Annotated in this window: 19 protein-coding genes; all 19 read left to right on the top strand. The window is 47.8% G+C overall.

Annotated features, from left to right (window positions below; all coding sequences use genetic code 11):
- The first annotated feature begins 205 nt into the window (after positions 1 to 205).
- Positions 206 to 601, top strand: coding sequence for a transcriptional repressor (locus tag MKY66_RS27930; RefSeq protein ID WP_036612807.1), 396 nt, complete (start codon positions 206 to 208; stop codon positions 599 to 601).
- Positions 577 to 1,383 (top strand): winged-helix domain-containing protein, encoded by an 807-nt coding sequence (locus tag MKY66_RS27925; protein ID WP_036612804.1) that lies wholly within the window; start codon positions 577 to 579, stop codon positions 1,381 to 1,383. The genes MKY66_RS27930 and MKY66_RS27925 overlap by 25 nt, the downstream gene beginning before the upstream one ends.
- A 274-nt stretch (positions 1,384 to 1,657) precedes the next feature.
- The gene (locus MKY66_RS27920; RefSeq protein WP_076209711.1) at positions 1,658 to 3,121 is read left to right on the top strand and encodes a catalase; all 1,464 of its coding nucleotides are present in this window, start codon (positions 1,658 to 1,660) and stop codon (positions 3,119 to 3,121) included.
- A gap of 209 nt (positions 3,122 to 3,330) precedes the next feature.
- The gene (locus MKY66_RS27915; protein ID WP_076209712.1) at positions 3,331 to 3,747 is read left to right on the top strand and encodes a BlaI/MecI/CopY family transcriptional regulator; all 417 of its coding nucleotides are present in this window, start codon (positions 3,331 to 3,333) and stop codon (positions 3,745 to 3,747) included.
- Between the two features lie 25 nt (positions 3,748 to 3,772).
- Entirely contained in the window at positions 3,773 to 4,609 is an 837-nt protein-coding gene (locus MKY66_RS27910; RefSeq protein ID WP_339806473.1) for a M56 family metallopeptidase, read from the top strand.
- A gap of 49 nt (positions 4,610 to 4,658) precedes the next feature.
- Positions 4,659 to 5,072, top strand: a complete 414-nt coding sequence (locus tag MKY66_RS27905) for a DoxX family protein (protein ID WP_076209884.1) — start codon at positions 4,659 to 4,661, stop codon at positions 5,070 to 5,072.
- A 303-nt stretch (positions 5,073 to 5,375) separates the two neighbouring features.
- Positions 5,376 to 6,077 carry a pirin family protein gene (locus MKY66_RS27900; RefSeq protein ID WP_076209714.1) on the top strand — a complete coding sequence of 234 codons (702 nt, stop codon included), beginning with the start codon at positions 5,376 to 5,378 and terminating at the stop codon, positions 6,075 to 6,077.
- Between the two features lie 44 nt (positions 6,078 to 6,121).
- Entirely contained in the window at positions 6,122 to 6,457 is a 336-nt protein-coding gene (locus tag MKY66_RS27895) for a hypothetical protein (RefSeq protein WP_076209715.1), read from the top strand.
- A gap of 174 nt (positions 6,458 to 6,631) precedes the next feature.
- Complete coding sequence (locus tag MKY66_RS27890) at positions 6,632 to 8,224, top strand: spore germination protein (RefSeq protein ID WP_076209716.1); 1,593 nt, start codon at positions 6,632 to 6,634, stop codon at positions 8,222 to 8,224.
- A gap of 4 nt (positions 8,225 to 8,228) precedes the next feature.
- Positions 8,229 to 9,428 carry a Ger(x)C family spore germination protein gene (locus MKY66_RS27885; RefSeq protein WP_076209717.1) on the top strand — a complete coding sequence of 400 codons (1,200 nt, stop codon included), beginning with the start codon at positions 8,229 to 8,231 and terminating at the stop codon, positions 9,426 to 9,428.
- The gene (locus MKY66_RS27880; protein WP_076209718.1) at positions 9,421 to 9,642 is read left to right on the top strand and encodes a hypothetical protein; all 222 of its coding nucleotides are present in this window, start codon (positions 9,421 to 9,423) and stop codon (positions 9,640 to 9,642) included. The genes MKY66_RS27885 and MKY66_RS27880 overlap by 8 nt, the downstream gene beginning before the upstream one ends.
- A gap of 54 nt (positions 9,643 to 9,696) precedes the next feature.
- Entirely contained in the window at positions 9,697 to 10,899 is a 1,203-nt protein-coding gene (locus MKY66_RS27875; protein WP_076209719.1) for an endospore germination permease, read from the top strand.
- A 131-nt stretch (positions 10,900 to 11,030) separates the two neighbouring features.
- Entirely contained in the window at positions 11,031 to 11,861 is an 831-nt protein-coding gene (locus MKY66_RS27870) for a uroporphyrinogen-III synthase (protein ID WP_076209720.1), read from the top strand.
- 168 nt (positions 11,862 to 12,029) lie between these two features.
- Positions 12,030 to 13,535 carry a cobyrinate a,c-diamide synthase gene (locus MKY66_RS27865; protein WP_076209721.1) on the top strand — a complete coding sequence of 502 codons (1,506 nt, stop codon included), beginning with the start codon at positions 12,030 to 12,032 and terminating at the stop codon, positions 13,533 to 13,535.
- 178 nt (positions 13,536 to 13,713) lie between these two features.
- Positions 13,714 to 14,436, top strand: a complete 723-nt coding sequence (locus MKY66_RS27860) for an SDR family oxidoreductase (protein WP_237177319.1) — start codon at positions 13,714 to 13,716, stop codon at positions 14,434 to 14,436.
- 42 nt (positions 14,437 to 14,478) lie between these two features.
- Entirely contained in the window at positions 14,479 to 15,117 is a 639-nt protein-coding gene (locus MKY66_RS27855) for a ThuA domain-containing protein (RefSeq protein ID WP_076209723.1), read from the top strand.
- 72 nt (positions 15,118 to 15,189) lie between these two features.
- The gene (locus MKY66_RS27850) at positions 15,190 to 15,570 is read left to right on the top strand and encodes a phasin family protein (protein ID WP_076209724.1); all 381 of its coding nucleotides are present in this window, start codon (positions 15,190 to 15,192) and stop codon (positions 15,568 to 15,570) included.
- Positions 15,571 to 17,241 (top strand): AarF/UbiB family protein, encoded by a 1,671-nt coding sequence (locus MKY66_RS27845; RefSeq protein WP_076209725.1) that lies wholly within the window; start codon positions 15,571 to 15,573, stop codon positions 17,239 to 17,241.
- A 520-nt stretch (positions 17,242 to 17,761) separates the two neighbouring features.
- Positions 17,762 to 19,213, top strand: coding sequence for a SulP family inorganic anion transporter (locus MKY66_RS27840; protein WP_076209726.1), 1,452 nt, complete (start codon positions 17,762 to 17,764; stop codon positions 19,211 to 19,213).
- Positions 19,214 to 19,322: the final 109 nt, after the last annotated feature.

The raw sequence follows: 19,322 nt of genomic DNA, 5'->3' as shown, positions 1-19,322 counted from the left end.
TTATCCCAAATTTATGAGGCGATTGCTGGGAAATATGTTTTATTTGCATATACAGGATGTTGGAGTGATATTGACTTCAATATACAATAAGATTTATACTTAATCTAAATCAAAATTTTTTCCTTCTTTTTGGGAAGACCATCATAAGTAGAAGATCAGTGTCTGATTTCATATAAAATGGATCAATAATAAAGGAGAAATGGTTGTGAGAACTTTAAATCTGACGATACAACGGCAAGCGGTATATGATGTGGTGCGCCATTCAGAGGATCACCCGACAGCTGCAGATGTCATGAATCGACTCGTGGAACAAGGATATAATCTGGCCTATGGTACAGTGTATAATTCTCTTCGTTATCTAACGGACAAAGAATTGATACGGGAGCTTAAACTCGGAGAGACAGCAAGCCGGTACGATGCCCGTATGGATGATCATCAGCATATTATGTGTGAAGTGTGCGGCAAAGTGGACGAGGTGATGACGGAGGTTCCTCCACAATGGATGAAACAGGTAGCTGAAGAAACCGGATATGCAATCGATCATGCTCATGTGGTCTTTGGAGGTGTCTGCGGGGAATGCAGAAACAAACGGATCAAGTAAAAATAAAACTGCCTGGCCGCCGTTTACCCCTTAGGGTTAAACCCGCCTTGTCCGATTCAACACCTCTTGTGGACAATTGTCCTGTCACACGGCGTGTTATTCTGATCAGCCCGATGCCGGGGCAGGTTCATGAACTGGTAAAAGCCTTAACGGATAGCTGCTTTGATGTACTGGTCTTTCATCGCTGGGAACCGGATCTGCATGAGCGTCTTGTCTTTGATCTGTTGATCTATGATCTGTCTGTTGCCGGAACGATCGATGCATTTGCCGGCATTAGCAGCCGATTGAATCGTGAGGCTGAGCATACAACCCCTTGTTTGTATCTGGTTGGTGAGAAGATGATCGGCAGCGCAAGTGGACCGATGCTTCAGGAGGAATTGCTGGTATGGCCTGCACGCCCGCAGGAAGCACTTTACCGGGTGCAGCGCATGATTGGCAACAGTCCTGCTTTGCCCAACCGTGGTTTTTTGCCTGAGGAAGGACACCGTATCGGATTTAAAGATCTGTGGCTTGATCGTGAACGGATGAGTGTACAGCGCGATAATAACCGAATTCATCTAACCAAGACCGAATATGATCTGTTACTCAAGCTGATTGATGCCAAAGGTGCAGTCATTTCCCGTGAGGAAATGCTCAGCGATATCTGGGAGACTGATTTTACAGGTGGAAGTAACGTTGTCGATGTTCATATCAAAAGCTTGCGCAAAAAATTGGGCGATAATGCGTCTTCGCCGCAATATATTGTCACTGTAAGAGGAGTGGGCTACCGCCTGGCGGATTAGTCCGCTTTTTTTTGCCTAATGTTATCGTTCACCTCAACCTAATGGATATAGTAAATCCGGATCACTTCCTTAAAAGCATGTTCATAGTTCATTCATGAAGTGTTGAAGAACCTCATCTTAATCTCATGTGAACCTCATGCAAGAGCAGAGAGGGACATGTTAGAATCAATTTAACAGTTAGATCAAGTCTAAATGTATATTTAATCCGAAGCCGAATATGATTTTAATAGTAGATATATAACAGCCGTGAGACCCATTAGAGGAGGACGACATGATGACAGAACGTATGACTACGAATCAGGGAGCACCTGTAGGTGACAACCAGAATTCTCGCACAGCAGGTAGAAGAGGGCCAACACTGCTTGAAGACTACCATCTCATTGAGAAAATAGCCCACTTTGACCGAGAACGTATTCCCGAAAGAGTCGTACATGCGAGAGGTGCCGGAGCCCATGGTGTATTCACACTGGAGCAAAGTATGAAGGCTTATACAACAGCGGACTTCCTGCAAGATCCGGGTACCGAGACGGATGTGCTGGTTCGTTTTTCAACTGTTATTCACGGTACGGGATCACCAGAGACTGCACGAGATCCGCGTGGATTTGCCGTCAAATTCTACACACGTGAAGGCAACTATGATATCGTGGGCAACCATCTGCCCGTCTTCTTCATTCGTGATGCCATGAAGTTCCCTGACATGGTTCACTCCCTGAAGCCAGCTCCGGATACCAACATTCAGGACCCAGCTCGCTATTGGGACTTTATGACTCTCTCGCCGGAATCAACGCATATGATGACCTGGTTATTCTCTGACCTGGGTACACCGGCAAGTTATCGGGAGATGGATGGATTCGGCGTACATGCTTTCAAATGGATCAATGCACAGGGACAGGTCCACTATGTGAAGTATAAGTGGGAGTCTGCCCAAGGGGTCCGAGGCTTCTCTCGTCAGGAAGCTGCCGAAGTACAGGGCCAGGACTTTAACCATGCTACCCGTGATCTGCGTGAACATATCAAGAACGGGCAATACCCGCAGTGGAAGCTTCAGGTGCAACTGTTGAAGCCTGAACAGATGGATGATTTTGCTTTTGATCCACTCGACCCTACGAAGACCTGGCCTGAGGATGTACTCCCGTTCCATACGGTAGGAACCATGACCCTGAATCGTAATCCGCAAAACTTCTTTGCTGAAGTGGAGCAGGCTGCGTTTTCTCCTAGTGCAGTTGTGCCTGGAATTGAGCCTTCCGAAGATAAATTACTGCAAGGACGCTTATTCTCCTACCCAGATACACAGCGGCACCGGCTTGGAACGAACTATTTGCAAATTCCGGTGAATTGCCCGTACGCACCCGTTCGTAATCATCAGCGTGATGGACTCATGAATGTGAATCAGGACCCATCCCCGGTGAACTATGAACCCAACAGTTCCGGGAACAGCCCGCAGGAAGATCCGGCATACCGGGACAGTCAGGTTCCGTTGCAAGGGCACGTTACAAGAGAGAAAATCGAGAAGACGGATGATTATACGCAGGCAGGGGAGCTATTCCGTTCATTCACTCCTGTAGAGCAGCAGCATTTGCTGGATAATCTGATCAATGACCTTAAGGGCGTATCTGTTGATATTCAGATGCGTGCCCTGTGCCACTTCTTCCGGGCGGATGGACAGCTTGGCGGACGTTTGGCTCATGGACTCGGTGTGGATATTTCTGCACATATGCCGTCACAGGATGGAAAATAAAGTGCAGTTTGAACTTGTACTCACAACATCATACTGACTGATATTCGTTGAAGACCGGGAAAACCGTGAACGTGCGGAATTTCCCGGTCTTTAACCTTTTTTACTGAAATGGAAAACAAATTTACAAATCATTTACATAAAATAGCTGACATAGAGGTTGACTTCTCATTTGTTGGCACTACAATGGGTAGTGTGAGGGGTGTCAGAAAATGAGAATACACAATTTCAAAGTGGGTGAGCGTGGGCTCAACCGATTTTTCGGTCCGCTGGAGGCCAAGATCATGGACATTTTATGGGCTCGTCCTGGCAGCAGCATCCGTGAAGTGCAGACCGCACTTGAACAAGACAAAGACGTCAATTTTAATACAGTCATGACCGTGATGAACCGGCTCGTAGACAAGGGACTTCTCGAAAAGTCGCAAAAGGGCAGAACATCTTTGTACCAACCGGTACAGAGCAAGGAGGAGTTTATGAACGACCAATCCAAGGAATTGTCACATGAGTTGGTGGATGAATTCGGAGCTTTGGCATTGAATCATATGCTGGATGCGCTGGATGAAGCAGATGCGGGTCTGATTGAACGCTTGGAACAGAAGATCAAACAATGGAAAAAGGATACCGATTAAGATGTGGAAGACCCGCTCGAAACTTTTGTTTACCGTCGGGTTTGGCATTCCGTTACTCGTGTTCATGCAGATGTTCATGTACGCGATGTACAAAATTTTTGGCTGGGATATCCCGTTTAACCTGCTCTGGCTCTGCAATCATTGGATGAGTCGACTGGGTTGGTTATCCGTGGGACATTTTCTGCTGGCACTGGTATTGCTGACATTTGCGGGAACAGGTTGGTTGCTAATGGTGCGTATGATGAAAACCAGAGCAGCCGTACGTAAGCTCCGCTCCATGGAGGTGCGTGCATTGTCTCGCGAACTGGAGTCCAAGTATCACCATCTCGGACAGCCAGGATTCATTGTAGTGGACAAGCATTCTCCGGTTGCATTTACAATTGGTCTATGGAGACCTTGCATCGTACTCTCCACGGGGCTTCTGAAGATGCTGGATGCAGAAGAGGAGACAGCAGTTGTGTACCACGAAGTCCATCATCTGTGGCACCGTGACCCACTGAAAACAACACTGTTATCGGTATTTGCAATCATGATGCCGTATATTCCCGTATTGAAGCATACTTCGAAACATTACAATATCGTTAGAGAAATTCTGGCAGACAATGAGGCTATTGAGCGTACAGGCAATGTGGCAGGCATTGGCAGTGCTTTGCTCAAGCTGCTCCGTGCTTGTCCTGAACCTTGGGGGGCCACAGAACTGACCGTTCAATCCTCATTTGCGGATACGTCGGTGAATGTCCGAATTTCACGTCTGCTGGACCCGGAACAGGACGTCACGCTGAGATTGCCACGTTACGCCGTTCTGATGTCGGCTACTGTTTTTCTATTGCTGTCTATCTTGTTTGTTTGGTCGATCGGATAGATTAATTGGGCTAAAGTGAAGTCGAATATAATGAGGAAGGAAGATGAACATGAATAATAAAAGTGTAGAGATTGGATTACTTTTCTCAAGGATTATGATCGGTTTGATCTTTGTATTGCACGGATGGAGTAAATTCGAAGGTGGAATCAGCGGTACGGTAGGTTTTTTCGAAAGTATTGGAATTCCCGGATTTCTTGCATCCGTTGTAGCCATCATTGAGTTGGTAGGTGGTGCAGCGATGATTCTGGGTCTGGGAACACGTGTGTTTGCTGCCCTGTTTGCCATCGTGATGGTTGGCGTTCTGTTTACAGCCAAAGTGGGTGAGCCGTTCCTGAGTGGTACGGAGTTAGATTACCTGCTGCTGGCGGGTTCCCTGACACTGCTCTTCACAGGAAGCCGCTTCCTGGCCGTGGATTATCTGTTCTCCAGACAGGGGAACGCTCGCCAGAATGTGAGTGCTTGAATGGACTAACGATTGCTACAAATAATGAAGTGCAGGAATAGTCCTGTAATGAGGTTCTTTATTGGCCAGGCCGGTTCGGAAATTGATTTGCGAACCGGGCTGATCAGTAGAGAACTTTTTTTCTAAATATAGGAAAGTATATCATCTCGTCTCGTCATTCTTTATCTATATTTCTTCGGAATGAAACAGGCTGAGCCGCCAGAGGACGGCGACAGCCGTTTCACCTTGTTTGGACGACATGCCTTTGGTTTGGTACAATGAGAATAAGTATGCTACTAAGAAAAAATAAGGAGGATGCATTTTATGATTAACGTCATTCCATCCGATGCCCGCTCCAGCTTCGATCGAGGCTGGCTCCGTGGTAGTCACAGCTTTTCTTTCGGAGAATACCAAGACCCGGAGAATACGGCGTTTGGACCGATGCGGGTAGCGAACGACGATGTGATCGCGCCTGGTCGCGGTTTTGGAGCTCACCCACATAGTGATATGGAGATTGTATCGATCGTACTGAACGGCAAGTTGCGACATGAAGATAACCTTGGGAATGTAGCCGTTACAGGCTTTGGCGGTATCCAGCGGATGTCAGCAGGCAGTGGCATGATTCATACCGAACATAATGCATCCGATACCGAAGAAGTACGTTTGCTTCAGCTCTGGTTCATGCCACAGACCAAAGGGTTGGAGCCCTCCTATGAGACGACATCATTTGATTCAGCGGCATTGGCAGGAGCACTCGTGCCGATTGTATCCCCAGATGGGGGACCAAGAGTTGCGACCATTCATCAGGATATGACGATCTACCTTGGCCGATTAGCCAAAGAAGAAACGTTAACCTTTAATCAGGATTCGGGCCGTCGTATGTACATTTTCTCCATCGAAGGCAAGCTGGGATTGGATGGAGAGTACCTGTTGAACGAAGGCGACACGGCTCGTGTGGAACAGCGGGATTCAATCGAACTGCAAGGAAATGAAGATACGTTCTATATGATTATTGATTTGCCGTAGATGGCTGATGGAATGAACTCCAAGATGAAGGAGGATATACACGTATGGCGCAACAGGAATGGTTTATGGTTAAACATGCGGTGACCGGACGAGGATTAGCTAATAGCAAAACAGATTCGTTGTCCTATCGCTTCCAACAGGAGGGGACAGGCTTCATATTTACCGTTACGGGTCTGGACGAGCAGATGGTGGAACAGATTATGGAGCTTAGACAGGAACTGAACGTATTTCGCTTCGTCCAACGCAAGGACCAGCCCCTTTTGAAACACTGGTACTATGTAGATGGTGAACGGGTTGTGTACGACAGGGAGAGTCATACGCTAAGCATCTATGCGAAGTCGGAGATTCGTTATGTGCCTGAAGATTATTTTGCAGATTAACTTATAAGTAACGATAGAACTTGGAACATCCCAGAGGTCTCTGTTAATACAGAGGCCTCTTTTGCTGTCTGAAAACTCAGAGGATTTTATCGTAATTTTGCAAAAAAGACCACATAATTCCCTGCTGTCTGGCACAAGCTACCTTGTATAAAAACAAGAACGGAGGGGCGGCATATGGCGGACAAAACATCTGGGAAGGACAAGTCCCGGCAATCGGGAAGAACTTCAGAAAAAAAACATATCCCTTTGGGACTGCCGTCCCCGCCTTTTCTGCGGCAGCCGATTAGTGCAGTACATGAAACTCAGATTCAAGCGGTAAAGGAGATATTCTCCGATTGCTCGGATGTGGTTTTTCGCAACGTCATGATTACGCCTGAAGTGAAAGGACTTCTCGTCTATATTGAAGGCATTGTTAATTCGGCTGATATCCAGGAACACATGCTGCGTCCGATTATTCGTGGGCTGGTGCAGCAGCGCACAGATGAACCCAATGTTCCGCTGGACGATACAACTGTTGAGCTGACCCAGGTAAAGCGAGTGGATACCTGGGCTGCTGCGACAGAAGGTGTCCTTGCATCCTCCGCACTTCTGGTGATCGATGGAAGTAACAAAGCCTGGATGTTCAATGTCAAAGGCGGCGTCAGACGTGGTGTAGAGGAACCGCAGACAGAATCCGTGATTCGGGGGCCGCGGGAGGGATTTACCGAAACGCTTCGTGTGAATACGGCCTTATTGCGGTTCAAGCTGAAAACACCTTCTCTCAAGATGGTGAGTATGACCCTTGGCACAGACACCAAGACAGATATTGTGCTGACCTACCTGGATGGTATTGCTGATCCAAAAACGATTCAAGATGCCAAGAAACGTCTGGAAAAAATCAATATTGACGGCATCCTGGAGACGGGATATATCGAGGAATTGATTGAAGACCATCCCTATTCTCCTTTCCCTCAGATGCACTACTCGGAGCGTCCGGATACTGTTGCAGGCAATCTGTTGGAGGGACGCTTTGCCATTATGGTAGATGGTACCCCCTTTGCGCTGATTGCTCCAGTCACGATGTGGCAGATGCTTCAGGCAAGTGAGGATTACTATGAACGATTCTTTATCAGTAATCTGTTGCGCTGGATTCGCTTTTTGTTCGTAGCCATTGCGTTATTCCTGCCAGCGCTATACATCGCTATTACGACATTTCATCAGGACATGCTGCCAACCACATTGATACTGAGTATCGCGGGGGCACGGGAAGCTATTCCTTTTCCGGCACTGGTCGAAGCTCTCATCATGGAGCTATCCTTCGAAGCACTTCGTGAAGCAGGAGTCAGGTTACCGAAAACAGTTGGGCAGGCCGTCAGTATCCTGGGTGCACTTGTAATTGGGCAGGCGGCCGTCCAGGCAGGGATTGTATCTGCACCGATGGTTATTATCGTATCCATGACAGGTATTGCTTCCTTTACGATTCCACGGTTTAACTTTGCGATTACCGTTCGTTTATTGCGTTTTCCAATCATGTTACTGGCTGGCATGTTCGGACTGTATGGTATCGTGATCGGTCTGGTCCTGATATCGGTGCATCTGACCCAGATGACCTCATTTGGTGTGCCGTATCTGTCGGGTCTTAGCCCATACAGCAAAACAGATACCAAGGATATTCTCATTCGTGTACCTTGGTGGAAAATGATCAATCGTCCATCTACGGTTCACCGGGATCAGAAGCGGATGGCAGAGAAGATCAATGGTTCGCCTGAAGCAGAAGAGGGGTGGTAAACACATGCAGTTCATTCTGAAGTATCGCGCAGTGGCTGTACTGCTGTTATGTACCGTTCTAATCTCCGGCTGTTGGGATCGCGAAGAGATTAATGATGTAGCCTTTGTAATTGGAATCGCGATTGATAAGGAGAAGGATAACTACAGGACCAGCTTGCAGGTTGCGCTTCCTGGACAATCCGGTTCTTCGGGGAGTGAAGGAGGCGGAGGAGGTACCAGTGGTGATAAATCCTGGTTCATGTTATCCAATACAGCCAAGACCTTTCGTGGAACTTCGCTCGAAGGACAGAAGGCATTATCACGCAGACTGTATTACGCCCATCGTCGTACCTTGTTAATTGGGGAGGATCTGGCAAGGGAAGGTGTGGCTCCCATGCTGGATTTGTTAACACGTTACCCACTCAACCGATTCTCGGCACTGCCGGTGATCACCAAAGGTGAAGCTTACAAAGTATTGGATACTGATGCACCCATAGAGAAATTTCCTTCTGAAATGGTGCGGGAATTATGCTTTCTGAATATGCGCAACCCCCGCTCGCTTAAGACATTTATAGATTCCATTTTGGATGAAGGTGTAGATCCTTTTCTGCCCATCGCCTCAGTTGCAGACAATGTACCGAAGACCTGGAAGGATTCCAAGACAAATATCAAGCTGGATGGATTGGCTGTATTTAAGAAAGATAAACTGGTAGGCATGATTGAGAAAGCGCCAGCCGATGCGCTGATTCTGGCTATGGGCGAAGCGAATGCCCCGGAAGTGATGGTCAAAGCTCCAAGAGGGGAAGGAGATATATTCCTTAAGCTGAACGAAAATAATTCTTCCCTTCATCCCAGTGTCAATAATGAGAAGGTCAAGGTGACCATTCAAATGTATGCCAAGGGCGTTATCGTGGATAACGAATCGAATTACGGTGACCGAAGTGAGAAAGAGATTTTGAAGTTAAATGAAGGTGTTCATGAAAAGTTGAAATCAGACATTGAGGAAGGTATCCGGTTGGTGCAGCATAAATATAACGCTGATATCCTTGGAATCGGACGATCGATCCATCAACACTTACCGGCAGAGTGGGACAAAATAAAGGATCGCTGGGACGCCATATACCCTGATGTTGAGGTGGAAGTCATCCCCCATGTCATTATTGAAAATGTAGGGGTAGTCAACAAACCAATTGGTGTTGCAGAGGAGGATATTGTCCATGATTAAGCCGCTTATGTTTACCTACCTGGGAATGGTCATCGTAGTGATTTTGATGGATTTCAGACATATGAAGCAAGCAGCAGCCATTAATCGCTGGCTATCCTATGGTTTCATTGCAGTAGGGACAGGCATCTGGATCTACGTGACACACTTGAGTAAAACATTCTACGTTTCTGTGTGGATAAGTCACGTCGTTCAGCGATTATTACCACTTCCCTAGATTCTGTATCAGAGGACAGGTGATTGCTGTTATGCGCTCGGAAGGAGGCAGGTTATGAATCAGAAAGTGACCCATCGGCAGATGGTGCTTCTTATACTGATGCTCAGCATTACAGGAACGTTGATCCAGCCTCATGCGCAAGCTATTTTTTACGCGGAGCAGCACGCGTATCTCTCCTATGTGCCTGTTGTGCTTGTGATGACTGCATCGCTGTGGATGTTGAGCCGGGTTCAGCGGCGATTTCCTGAGAAGGATCTGTTCGAGTCGCTCATCGGACGATTCCCCTTACTGGGAAGATTAATGGGGTTTTTGTATATTCTGTTTTTTTTCTTTGTGTTTGCAAGAGATATCCGGTTAACAGGTGACTATATCAGTATCACATTGCTGGAGACGACACCGATCTCTATCATTGTGATGTCACTGATGATTATGGGCGTTTTTATCGTCCGAGGGGGATTGGGCTCCTTAATTGGAATGACAGAATTATATGTTACTTTGTTCCTGCTGAACTCGGTTATTTTACCTTTCATGCTCATTCAACAGATCGACATGGACAACCTGATGCCGTATTTTCATGTCGATGTTGCAGGCGTAGGTAAAGGGAGCTGGTACATATTTTCATTTTATGGCGAGATGATTGCATTGCCCTTTGTTATCAAGGGTAGTGATTTCCGTTTTAAGTCTGCGCTATGGGGAATTCTCATCTCTGGCGTTCTGATGATGCTAATTGTGGTGGAGACAATTACGTCCATAGGTGTTCCGATTGCTTCAAGACTGGTATACCCTTCTTATGAACTGGCAAGACAGCTGCAAATTAGTGACTTTCTGGACCGGTTTGACCTGGCACTGGCAGCAGCGACTTTGCCTACAATGATCACGAAGATTGCTTTTGACCTGTACTTTGTCTGCTGGGGACTGAAGCGGATGATTCCGAAAGTGTCGGGAAAGATGATGACAGGCCCGGTGGCCTTGGTTGGATTCGTATGTGCTTTCTGGTTCTTCCGAAACGCGATTCAGCTTAATCGTTTTACCCGGGAATGGACATGGATCGCCATTGTTTTCGAAGCGCTGTTCCCCATTGTGCTGTTCCTTTTTCTTCGTCCTCGCAAAAAGGATAAAAAAGAATCTACCCAACAGAGATCGAGAGACCAGTCAACGAAAGAGAAGCATGAACAGGGACATGAATCCTCTGATTCGGAGAAGAACGGAGAGAAAAGAGGGCAGGATTCCCATGGTGGGGAACTCCAGCCTTCCTGATGCATTCCATCAAAAATCCTTATAGATGAACGGGCAAAAAGAGGGGAAACACAGTTTCCCTTCACAGAAGTACCCTGTATACTGTAGTCAGACTGATGAACATTCGGCTGAACTAACGGGGGGGAACATGAATGGCTCAACATTTGGCAGGTGTGCGTGTAGCATTGACAGGACCACGAAAATCGAAAGAAATGTCCATACTGGTTGAAAAAATGGGTGGAATCCCGCTTGTGCGACCGGCACAGGGGACCGTATTCCTGGATGACCGGAGTATCAGGGACGGGCTGGTATCCTGGATCTCAGACCCGCCAGATTGGGCGGTATTAACGACGGGTATGGGATTGGATGCATTGTTTGAAATGGCTGAGGATATGGAAGTGGCGGGAAAATTACTGGATGTATTATCGCAATCCTCAATTGCGGCAAGGGGATACAAGACGGTGAATGCGCTCAAAAAGCGCAAGTTAACACCATTGGTACGAGATGATGACGGTAGCACGGATGGGCTCATTCGAGAATTCGCCCCACATGATCTCGCAGGGAAAAAGGTTATGTTGCAGCTTCATGGGGAGACAGCTCCCAAACTTGTCGCATGGTTGGAAGAACAAGGCGCACTCGTCAGACAAGTGCTTCCTTACCGCCATGTACCGCCAGAAGAGACAGAGCTGGAACAGTTAATGAATGAAATTCTAAAGTTCGAAGTAGATGCTGTTGCGTTCACAAGTGGACCACAGGTCAGATTTCTGACCCAATATGCAGCCTCCCAGGACAAGCTTGAGCCGATGCTTGCAGCCTTCAGACAAGGTGTAATTCCTGCGTCTGTAGGTAAAGTTACAGCAAACTCCATGCGTGAAGAAGGCATTGAGGCACTGGTCATTCCGGAGGAAGAGAAGATGGGAGCACTCATCGTTGAGCTTGGACGTTACTTTGCAGCAGGGCGTGCGGCCAAGATTAGAGATTAGTGGCCTGCTTTTAGATCAGTTCGACAAAAAGCTTTTGGCGTCGCTTCATGAATAAAGGGTGTGCATTAACTTAACCGCATCGCTATATGATGCGGTTTTGTTTAGATTATAGAATTTATACGTTTTCAGCGGAGCTGAAGGATTCGATAATCGCAAGAAAAGGTGGATATGACGATGACCATTGCAGATCGTAACGCGAGACCCCGACTGATCATTGCAGGCACCGGAAGTGGTGCAGGAAAAACGACAGTAACCTTGGGGCTAATGAGAGCACTCGCCCAGCGTGGTTTGAGTGTACAGGGGTTCAAATGCGGCCCGGACTATATTGATCCGACATACCATACCGCCGTCACGGGCAGACCGTCACGTAATCTGGATGCATGGATGACATCGGCTGAGTATGTGAGAGATACGTTCGAGAAGGCATCGGCGGGACATGATATTTCCATTATTGAAGGCGTTATGGGCCTCTACGATGGCAAAGATCCGCTTAGCAATACAGGCTCAACTGCAGAGATTGCTCTGGTCACGCAGACCCCTGTGATCCTGGTCGTGGATGTACGCAGCATGGCTCGCAGTGCGGCCGCGATTGTCCTGGGTTTTCAACAATTGGAACCTGAATTAAATATTGCCGGAGTAATCGTCAACCGTTGTGGAAGTGAGGGTCATTATACCATTGTGAAAAAAGCCATTGAGCAGATGTGCGGCATTCCGGTGGTTGGCTGGCTGAAGCGTGACGAGGACATGTCCATTCCGGAGAGACATCTGGGACTGGTACCTGCGATCGAGCGCGGTGAACTGGAGCCATTATTTCAGCGGGCTGCCGATGTGTTAATGGAAGGCACCGATCTGGACCTTCTGCTGGAACTGGCGGCAAGCGCCCCGCCGTTAAATGCAGAAGAAATGAGTCCTGCCATGACTGCCCACACGGATTCGGCTAATGCTGAATCAGGCTCTTATTCCGACCGAAATTTCAATTCAGTGATTCACGTTAATAATCGACATGTATCTTATGCGGTGCAGCCTGTCATTGCCATTGCGCGCGATGCGGCCTTTAATTTCTATTATTCTGATAATCTGGAATTGCTCGAAGCAGCCGGGGCACGATTACAATACTTCAGTCCACTCGCTGGTGAAGGTATTCCAACGGATGTGGATGGCATCTATTTGGGCGGTGGATTTCCAGAGGAATTTGCAGCAGAGATTGCGGGTAACCAGGGGTTCTTGGAAGGACTTCGACAGGCAGCACACTCCAACATGCCTTTATTTGCCGAGTGTGGTGGTTACATGGTGCTCGGGGAAACGTTGACCGACCGTGAAGGATTTAGTTTCGACATGGCGGGGATTATCCCCGCAAAGGTGCAGATGCAGAAGAAGCGAGCTGCGCTTGGCTATCGTGAAGCGAGTAGCGTTCAGGATTCCTTTTTGCTAAAAAAGGGTGAAGTACTTCGAGGTCATGAATTTCATTATTCGACAATGACCTATCGTGATGAAGAAACGATTCCTTATGCGTATGAGACCAAGGGGATGCGTGGCTTGAAGCAAGAGGGATATGCCGCAGGTAACATCGTGGCGGGGTATACGCACGTTCATCTGGGCTCTTATCCGGCAGCCGCTCGAAGATGGGTGGAGCACTGTCTAGCCTATCGGCAGGAGCGATATATGCAGAGATAATAGCAGCTTTTTATAGCTCAAATAGATAGCTGAATTCAATAAGCAAAATGGCTCTAATCTCGCTTTTACCTCATGAGTCTTTGGTCGTGAAGTTGGCGATCCCATTCTGAATTAAAGGTTTTCAGATGAATATGTGGAATGAATAAAAGACAGAATCATTATGCGAGGGAGGGACATCATGATGAGAACCGTATGTGTAACAGGAGCTGCTCGGGGATTGGGATTGGCTTTGACGGCACAGATGCTGAAGAGAGGGTATCTCGTGTATGCGGCCGGACTGGACGTGGAAGATTCCGAGGGAATTCGTATGCTTGCAGAAGGATATCCGGACCATCTGCGCGCCATCGAACTGGATATCGCGGACGACCTGTCGGTAGCTCTGTTCACGGAGACATTGAAGCTGGATACGAATCATCTGGATATGCTGATCAATAATGCGGCTATACTAGGGAGTATTACGGATCATATCCGCGGGCCGTTGAATATGGCGGAGATGGCTGAAGTATTTAATGTGAACACCTTAGGTACACTGCGTGTGACTCATTCCCTGTTACCCCTCCTTCTTCAAGGACAGGTCAAGCTGATTGTTGATATCTCTTCCGAGGCTGGAAGTATAGAGCAATGCAGTCGGGATGGGTGGTATGCCTATTGTATGTCCAAAGCTGCTTTGAACATGCAGGCCCGTCTTGTGCACAATGGTCTGAAGGATGAAGGCGGACAAGTGATGCTTGTGCATCCCGGTTGGGTACAGAGTTATATGAGGGGCGAATTGGATGTTTCTGCGGATCTCACGCCCGAGCAATCTGCACAGCATATCGCAGTACTTATCGACCGCCATGAACAGTTTAAAGGAGATCAACCCGCATATGTGGACTACAAGGGCAAGAAGCTCCCCTGGTAGTTGATTGATACAGTGAGGTGAACAAGAAAGGAGATTGATTGAATGGATCATCGTAAAAAAGCATTACTACTTGGCGATTATACACATCCGGATTGGCACCCGCTTCAAGGTGTGGATGCGGAGATTAGCCGAATTTTCCATGATACTATGACTGTGCAGTGCAGTGAGAATCGGAATATGCTGCTGCAAGAAAATATAACCGGGTTTGATGTATGTATCTCATACATGGACGATTGGAAGGGGAAAGTCTCTCCACAGCAGACAGCAGGTTTGTTGTCCTATGTAAGTAATGGAGGTGGACTGGTCATTATACATAACGGCATCTCGCTCCAAAATCGTTATGAGCTCAAACAGATGATCGGTGCCAAGTTCCTGCATCATCCGGCATATGCACCGCTTGAATTTACTGTAACGGCGGAAAGCCATCCCGTGACGGAGGGCATTTCGAGTTTCACAATGGAAGAAGAGCCGTATCAGTTCGAATTTGGTTCTTTTGCTGAAACGAAGATATTGCTGGAATATCAATCCGAAGATGGACCAAAACCTGCGGTTTGGGCGCATCGATATGGTGTTGGACGTATTGTTTATCTGATGCCGGGTCACCATGTGCCGTCTTTTGCACACGAAACGTACCGCAAGTTACTTCTGCAAGCAGGCAAATGGGCTGCACGTTACGTCTGATCGGACAGGCAACTTTGCATGCAGAGTATAAGGGGTATAATATAGAGATCAACGAAGAGGAGGATGACAAAAATGAGCGATTTGTTCAAAAAGGCGATCTCGTTAGGGCTTGGTCTTACTGTTGTAAGCAAAGAAAAAATTGAGAAAACCGTGGATGATTTGGTCAAGCGCGGGGAACTTGCGCCCGGTGAATCCAAAGCTTTGGTTGAACGTCTGCTGGAACGGGGCGATGAAGAGCAGGGTCAGTTCAAGAGAATGATTCAGGAGCAGGTCAAGCGAGTGCTTCAGGAAGCGGGTGTGGCATCCGAAAGTGATGTAACCAGTCTGGAACAGCGCGTTGCTGTTCTGGAGAAAAAACTTGCCGAACTGGGCCAATCACCACAGCTCCACCCTGATGAATCCCCGGCTCCACTTGAAGTTCCTCCTCCTCTCAAAGGAAACGAGATCGAGTAGATGGCAGTGCGAATTAAACATGTCGGCAGATACCGTGAAATTGCCATGGCGCTAGTGCGTCATGGCTTCGGTTATATGGTCGAGGAGCTGGGTTTGTTCCAGCTGCTGGCTCTGCCCAGACGGTGGATGTCGCGTGAAGCACATACCACCAAAACGCTGAGTGAACGCATCAGGCTTGTGCTGCAGGAGCTGGGGCCAGCTTTCGTTAAGCTGGGGCAACTCGCAAGTACAAGGGCAGATCTATTGCCTGAGTCTGTCATTCGTGAGCTGGTGAAGTTGCAGGATCAGGTCCCGCCGTTCTCTTCCGAGACGGCACGGGGTATTTTGGAACAGGAATTGGATATACCGCTGGAGGAGATCTTTTCCCGGTTCGAGGATACCCCTGTAGCTGCGGCCAGTATTGGACAGGTGCATCTGGGCAAACTTCGAAGCGGTGAGTCGGTAGCCATCAAGATTCAGCGGCCGGGTATATCGCGTATTGTGCAGCGTGACCTGGATATTTTGCGTGAGCTGACAGCCATGGCGGAGAAGCGCTGGGACTGGGTGAAGCAATATCAGATTCCGCAAATGGTCGAAGAATACGCTCAGGCGTTGATGGCCGAGCTGGATTATACGGTCGAAGGCCGCAATACGGAAAAGATTGCACAGCAATACCAACAGGACAACAAGGTGAAAATCCCGACAATTTACTGGGATCAGACTTCGTCCCGTGTGCTCACTATGGAGTATATCGAAGGTATCAAACTCAATGATCGTGAAGAACTGGTCAGACGCGGCCATGATCTGAACAACATTGCCGAGCGGCTGGTGGATTCATTATTGAATCAGATTTTTATTCAGGGTTTCTTTCACGCTGACCCACATCCGGGCAATCTGATGGTATTGAAGGATGGACGTCTTGCCTTTATAGACTTCGGTATGGTGGGCAGTCTGAGTGATGAGATGAAACAACAGCTCGCTTCGCTTATTATTGGATTAATGCGCAAAGATACGGACAGTATGATCCGGGCGATTGAAAAATTGGGCATGATGCCAGATGACATGGACCTGCGTGGACTTCATGTGGATTTGGACAAGTTGCGTAGCAAATATTACGATATTCCCTTTTCCAAGATTAGTGTGGGTCAGGCGTTAAATGACTTGTTCGGCGTAGCCCAGAGGCACCGGGTTGTCATGCCTGCCGATATTCTGCTGCTCGGTAAATCGTTGCTAACAATGGAAGGTGTCATCGAACATCTCGATCCTTCCCTGAGCATCGTAGATATGGCCGAGCCCTTTGGCCGGAAGCTGATCAAGGAACGTTTTAGCGCAGGAAGAATCAAGAATCGGTTGTTCCGCAGTGCGTCCGATATGGCCGAGAGTGTCATTGGTCTGCCAGGGCAGTTAAGGCAGTTATCATCCATTATTAGCAAAGGCAAGCTGAGGCTGGAGATCAGTGTCCCTGAACTGGATGCACTCATGCGCAGAATGGATCAGATCAGCAATCGGCTGTCCTTCAGTATCGTGCTGCTCGCCTTCTGTATCATCATGGTGGGCCTGATTATCGGTTCGTCGATCAGTCATCAGTCCACGATGCTGTGGGATATTCCGGTCATTGAGATTGGTTTCCTGGTGGCGATTCTGATGGTGGCTTTCCTGCTCTATTCGATATTCAAATCGGGAAGGTTCTAGCAATAGCATGACATTACAAGAGTACTCGCAAAGAGACTTTATCCAAAGGATCTTTGCGGGTTATTTTTTGTGAATAGAGAATTGGTGAGTAAATTATAGAAATATTAAGATAATAGAAGAAAAGGTTCTGTTTTTTCGCCTTAACTGTATTAGTACATATCCAGTCCTGTGACTATAATAATAGGTCAGTACATTAACGGACCCGGTTTTTCTGAGAGGGGAAAACCTATTGGCATCAGGATCAGTTCCTGATGTCACACGAGTAAGACAACTGAAGGCAGTAATGGAATATCAGCGGTACACACTGGAACGGAAAAGACGTGAGTGCTCATGAACCCGTCAAGGTTATACGGATGGGGAAGAATGGGTGCAGCTCAGGCAAGAGCATAGACGAATGATGCGGAGAGGAATCCGTTGTTTTGTGCTGTCCTGGGTAGTTGGTTAGTGTGAACGGCTTCCGTTACTCTTCAGCAGGATTGACCATTATAAGGAATACACGTAGGAGGAACGGCACTAACATATGAATACTTTAAAACAACAATGGTTTGGCAACATTCGCGGAGACGTGCTGGCAGGAATTACGGTAGCGCTGGCGTTAATTCCGGAAGCCATTGCGTTCTCCATCATTGCGGGTGTTGATCCAATGGTCGGGTTGTATGCTTCGATTACGATTGCGATTGTGATCTCGATTGCTGGTGGAAGACCAGGCATGATCTCGGCGGCAACAGGTGCCATGGCGGTACTGATGGTTGGACTCGTCAAGGATTATGGCGTGGAATATCTTTTTGCAGCGACGATTTTGACGGGAATTATTCAGTTTATTTTGAGTATTTTTAAGGTGGGGCGATTCATTACGTTTGTGCCTCATTCGGTACTGACCGGATTTGTGAACGCACTGGCTATACTAATCTTTATGGCGCAGTTAACCCATTTCACGGGAGCGAATTGGATCATGTATGCGATGGTGGCAGGTACGCTGGCGATCGTTTATATTTTGCCAAGGTTTTTCAAAGCCGCACCGGCTCCGCTGATTGCCATTATCGTGATGACGATCATTACGGCGATGTTAAATCTGGATGTGAAGACTGTCGGCGATATGGGGAACCTGACCAGTACATTGCCGATGTTCCACTTGCCTAATATTGCATGGACTTGGGACACGCTGATGATTCTACTGCCCTATTCATTCACTCTGGCACTCGTCGGTTTGCTGGAATCTCTCCTGACCGCTACCATTGTGGATGAGATGACGGAGACCAAGAGCAGTAAAAACCGCGAAGTACGCGGTCAGGGGATTGCCAACTTCATTAATGGTTTGTTCGGTGGTATGGCTGGGTGTGCCATGATTGGGCAATCGGTGATTAATGTGAAGTCTGGCGGACGCGGAAGATTATCCACGTTTACCGCAGGTGCGTTTCTCGCGATCCTGTTGTTGCTGCTCAGCGGAGTGGTGAAACAGGTACCGATGGGTGCGCTCGTCGGTGTAATGTTTATGGTGTGTATCGGAACATTCGACTGGAGTTCCATCAAAAATATTGCCCGTGTGCCTCGGGCGGAAGCCTTTGTCATGATCGTGACGGTGGCGATTGTGGTCTATACCCACGATCTGTCGATCGGGGTCATGGTCGGCGTTGTGCTCAGTGTGCTGCATTTTGGCTGGAAACAGACCAAGATCCGCGTACAGGCGAGCCAGGAGCAAGGACAGAAAGTATATCGGGTTCACGGACCGTTCTTCTTCGGTTCTTCGTCCCGGTTTGTGGACGAGTTCGATGCAGAAGCTGATCCGAAGGAAATCACGATTGATTTCGGAGGTTCACATATCTGGGACAATACGGCGGTTGTGGCTATTGGCAAAGTGAAATTCAAATACGCAAAGCTGGGCAAAACCGTGCACCTGCGCGGGTTGAACGAAGAGAGCACTCGCATTCTTGAACGGAGTGGATTTGCCACAGCTGGAGGGCACGGTTCGTAACTTGGTTTTGGACGAATTAGACAACGAATAGATAACATAAAAAGATACTTTTTAATCAGCGGCGCACTTTTTCCGGAAATCGGGGTGAGGGCGTCGCTGATTTTTATTA

Source organism: Paenibacillus sp. FSL R5-0766 (genome assembly GCF_037971845.1).
In the GTDB taxonomy this organism is placed as follows: Bacteria; Bacillota; Bacilli; order Paenibacillales; family Paenibacillaceae; genus Paenibacillus.
Note: the sequence above shows the minus strand (reverse complement) of the source record. Positions and strands in the feature narration are given on the sequence as shown.

Coding starts and splice junctions, on each gene's coding strand:
- MKY66_RS27895 (WP_076209715.1), top strand. CDS start 6,122: ATGGCGCAACAGGAATGGTTTATGGTTAAACATGCGGTGACCGGACGA.
- MKY66_RS27900 (WP_076209714.1), top strand. CDS start 5,376: ATGATTAACGTCATTCCATCCGATGCCCGCTCCAGCTTCGATCGAGGC.
- MKY66_RS27865 (WP_076209721.1), top strand. CDS start 12,030: ATGACGATGACCATTGCAGATCGTAACGCGAGACCCCGACTGATCATT.
- MKY66_RS27925 (WP_036612804.1), top strand. CDS start 577: ATGCAGAAACAAACGGATCAAGTAAAAATAAAACTGCCTGGCCGCCGT.
- MKY66_RS27890 (WP_076209716.1), top strand. CDS start 6,632: ATGGCGGACAAAACATCTGGGAAGGACAAGTCCCGGCAATCGGGAAGA.
- MKY66_RS27845 (WP_076209725.1), top strand. CDS start 15,571: ATGGCAGTGCGAATTAAACATGTCGGCAGATACCGTGAAATTGCCATG.
- MKY66_RS27875 (WP_076209719.1), top strand. CDS start 9,697: ATGAATCAGAAAGTGACCCATCGGCAGATGGTGCTTCTTATACTGATG.
- MKY66_RS27850 (WP_076209724.1), top strand. CDS start 15,190: ATGAGCGATTTGTTCAAAAAGGCGATCTCGTTAGGGCTTGGTCTTACT.
- MKY66_RS27870 (WP_076209720.1), top strand. CDS start 11,031: ATGGCTCAACATTTGGCAGGTGTGCGTGTAGCATTGACAGGACCACGA.
- MKY66_RS27915 (WP_076209712.1), top strand. CDS start 3,331: ATGAGAATACACAATTTCAAAGTGGGTGAGCGTGGGCTCAACCGATTT.
- MKY66_RS27840 (WP_076209726.1), top strand. CDS start 17,762: ATGAATACTTTAAAACAACAATGGTTTGGCAACATTCGCGGAGACGTG.
- MKY66_RS27860 (WP_237177319.1), top strand. CDS start 13,714: ATGATGAGAACCGTATGTGTAACAGGAGCTGCTCGGGGATTGGGATTG.
- MKY66_RS27880 (WP_076209718.1), top strand. CDS start 9,421: ATGATTAAGCCGCTTATGTTTACCTACCTGGGAATGGTCATCGTAGTG.
- MKY66_RS27905 (WP_076209884.1), top strand. CDS start 4,659: ATGAATAATAAAAGTGTAGAGATTGGATTACTTTTCTCAAGGATTATG.
- MKY66_RS27885 (WP_076209717.1), top strand. CDS start 8,229: ATGCAGTTCATTCTGAAGTATCGCGCAGTGGCTGTACTGCTGTTATGT.
- MKY66_RS27920 (WP_076209711.1), top strand. CDS start 1,658: ATGACAGAACGTATGACTACGAATCAGGGAGCACCTGTAGGTGACAAC.
- MKY66_RS27855 (WP_076209723.1), top strand. CDS start 14,479: ATGGATCATCGTAAAAAAGCATTACTACTTGGCGATTATACACATCCG.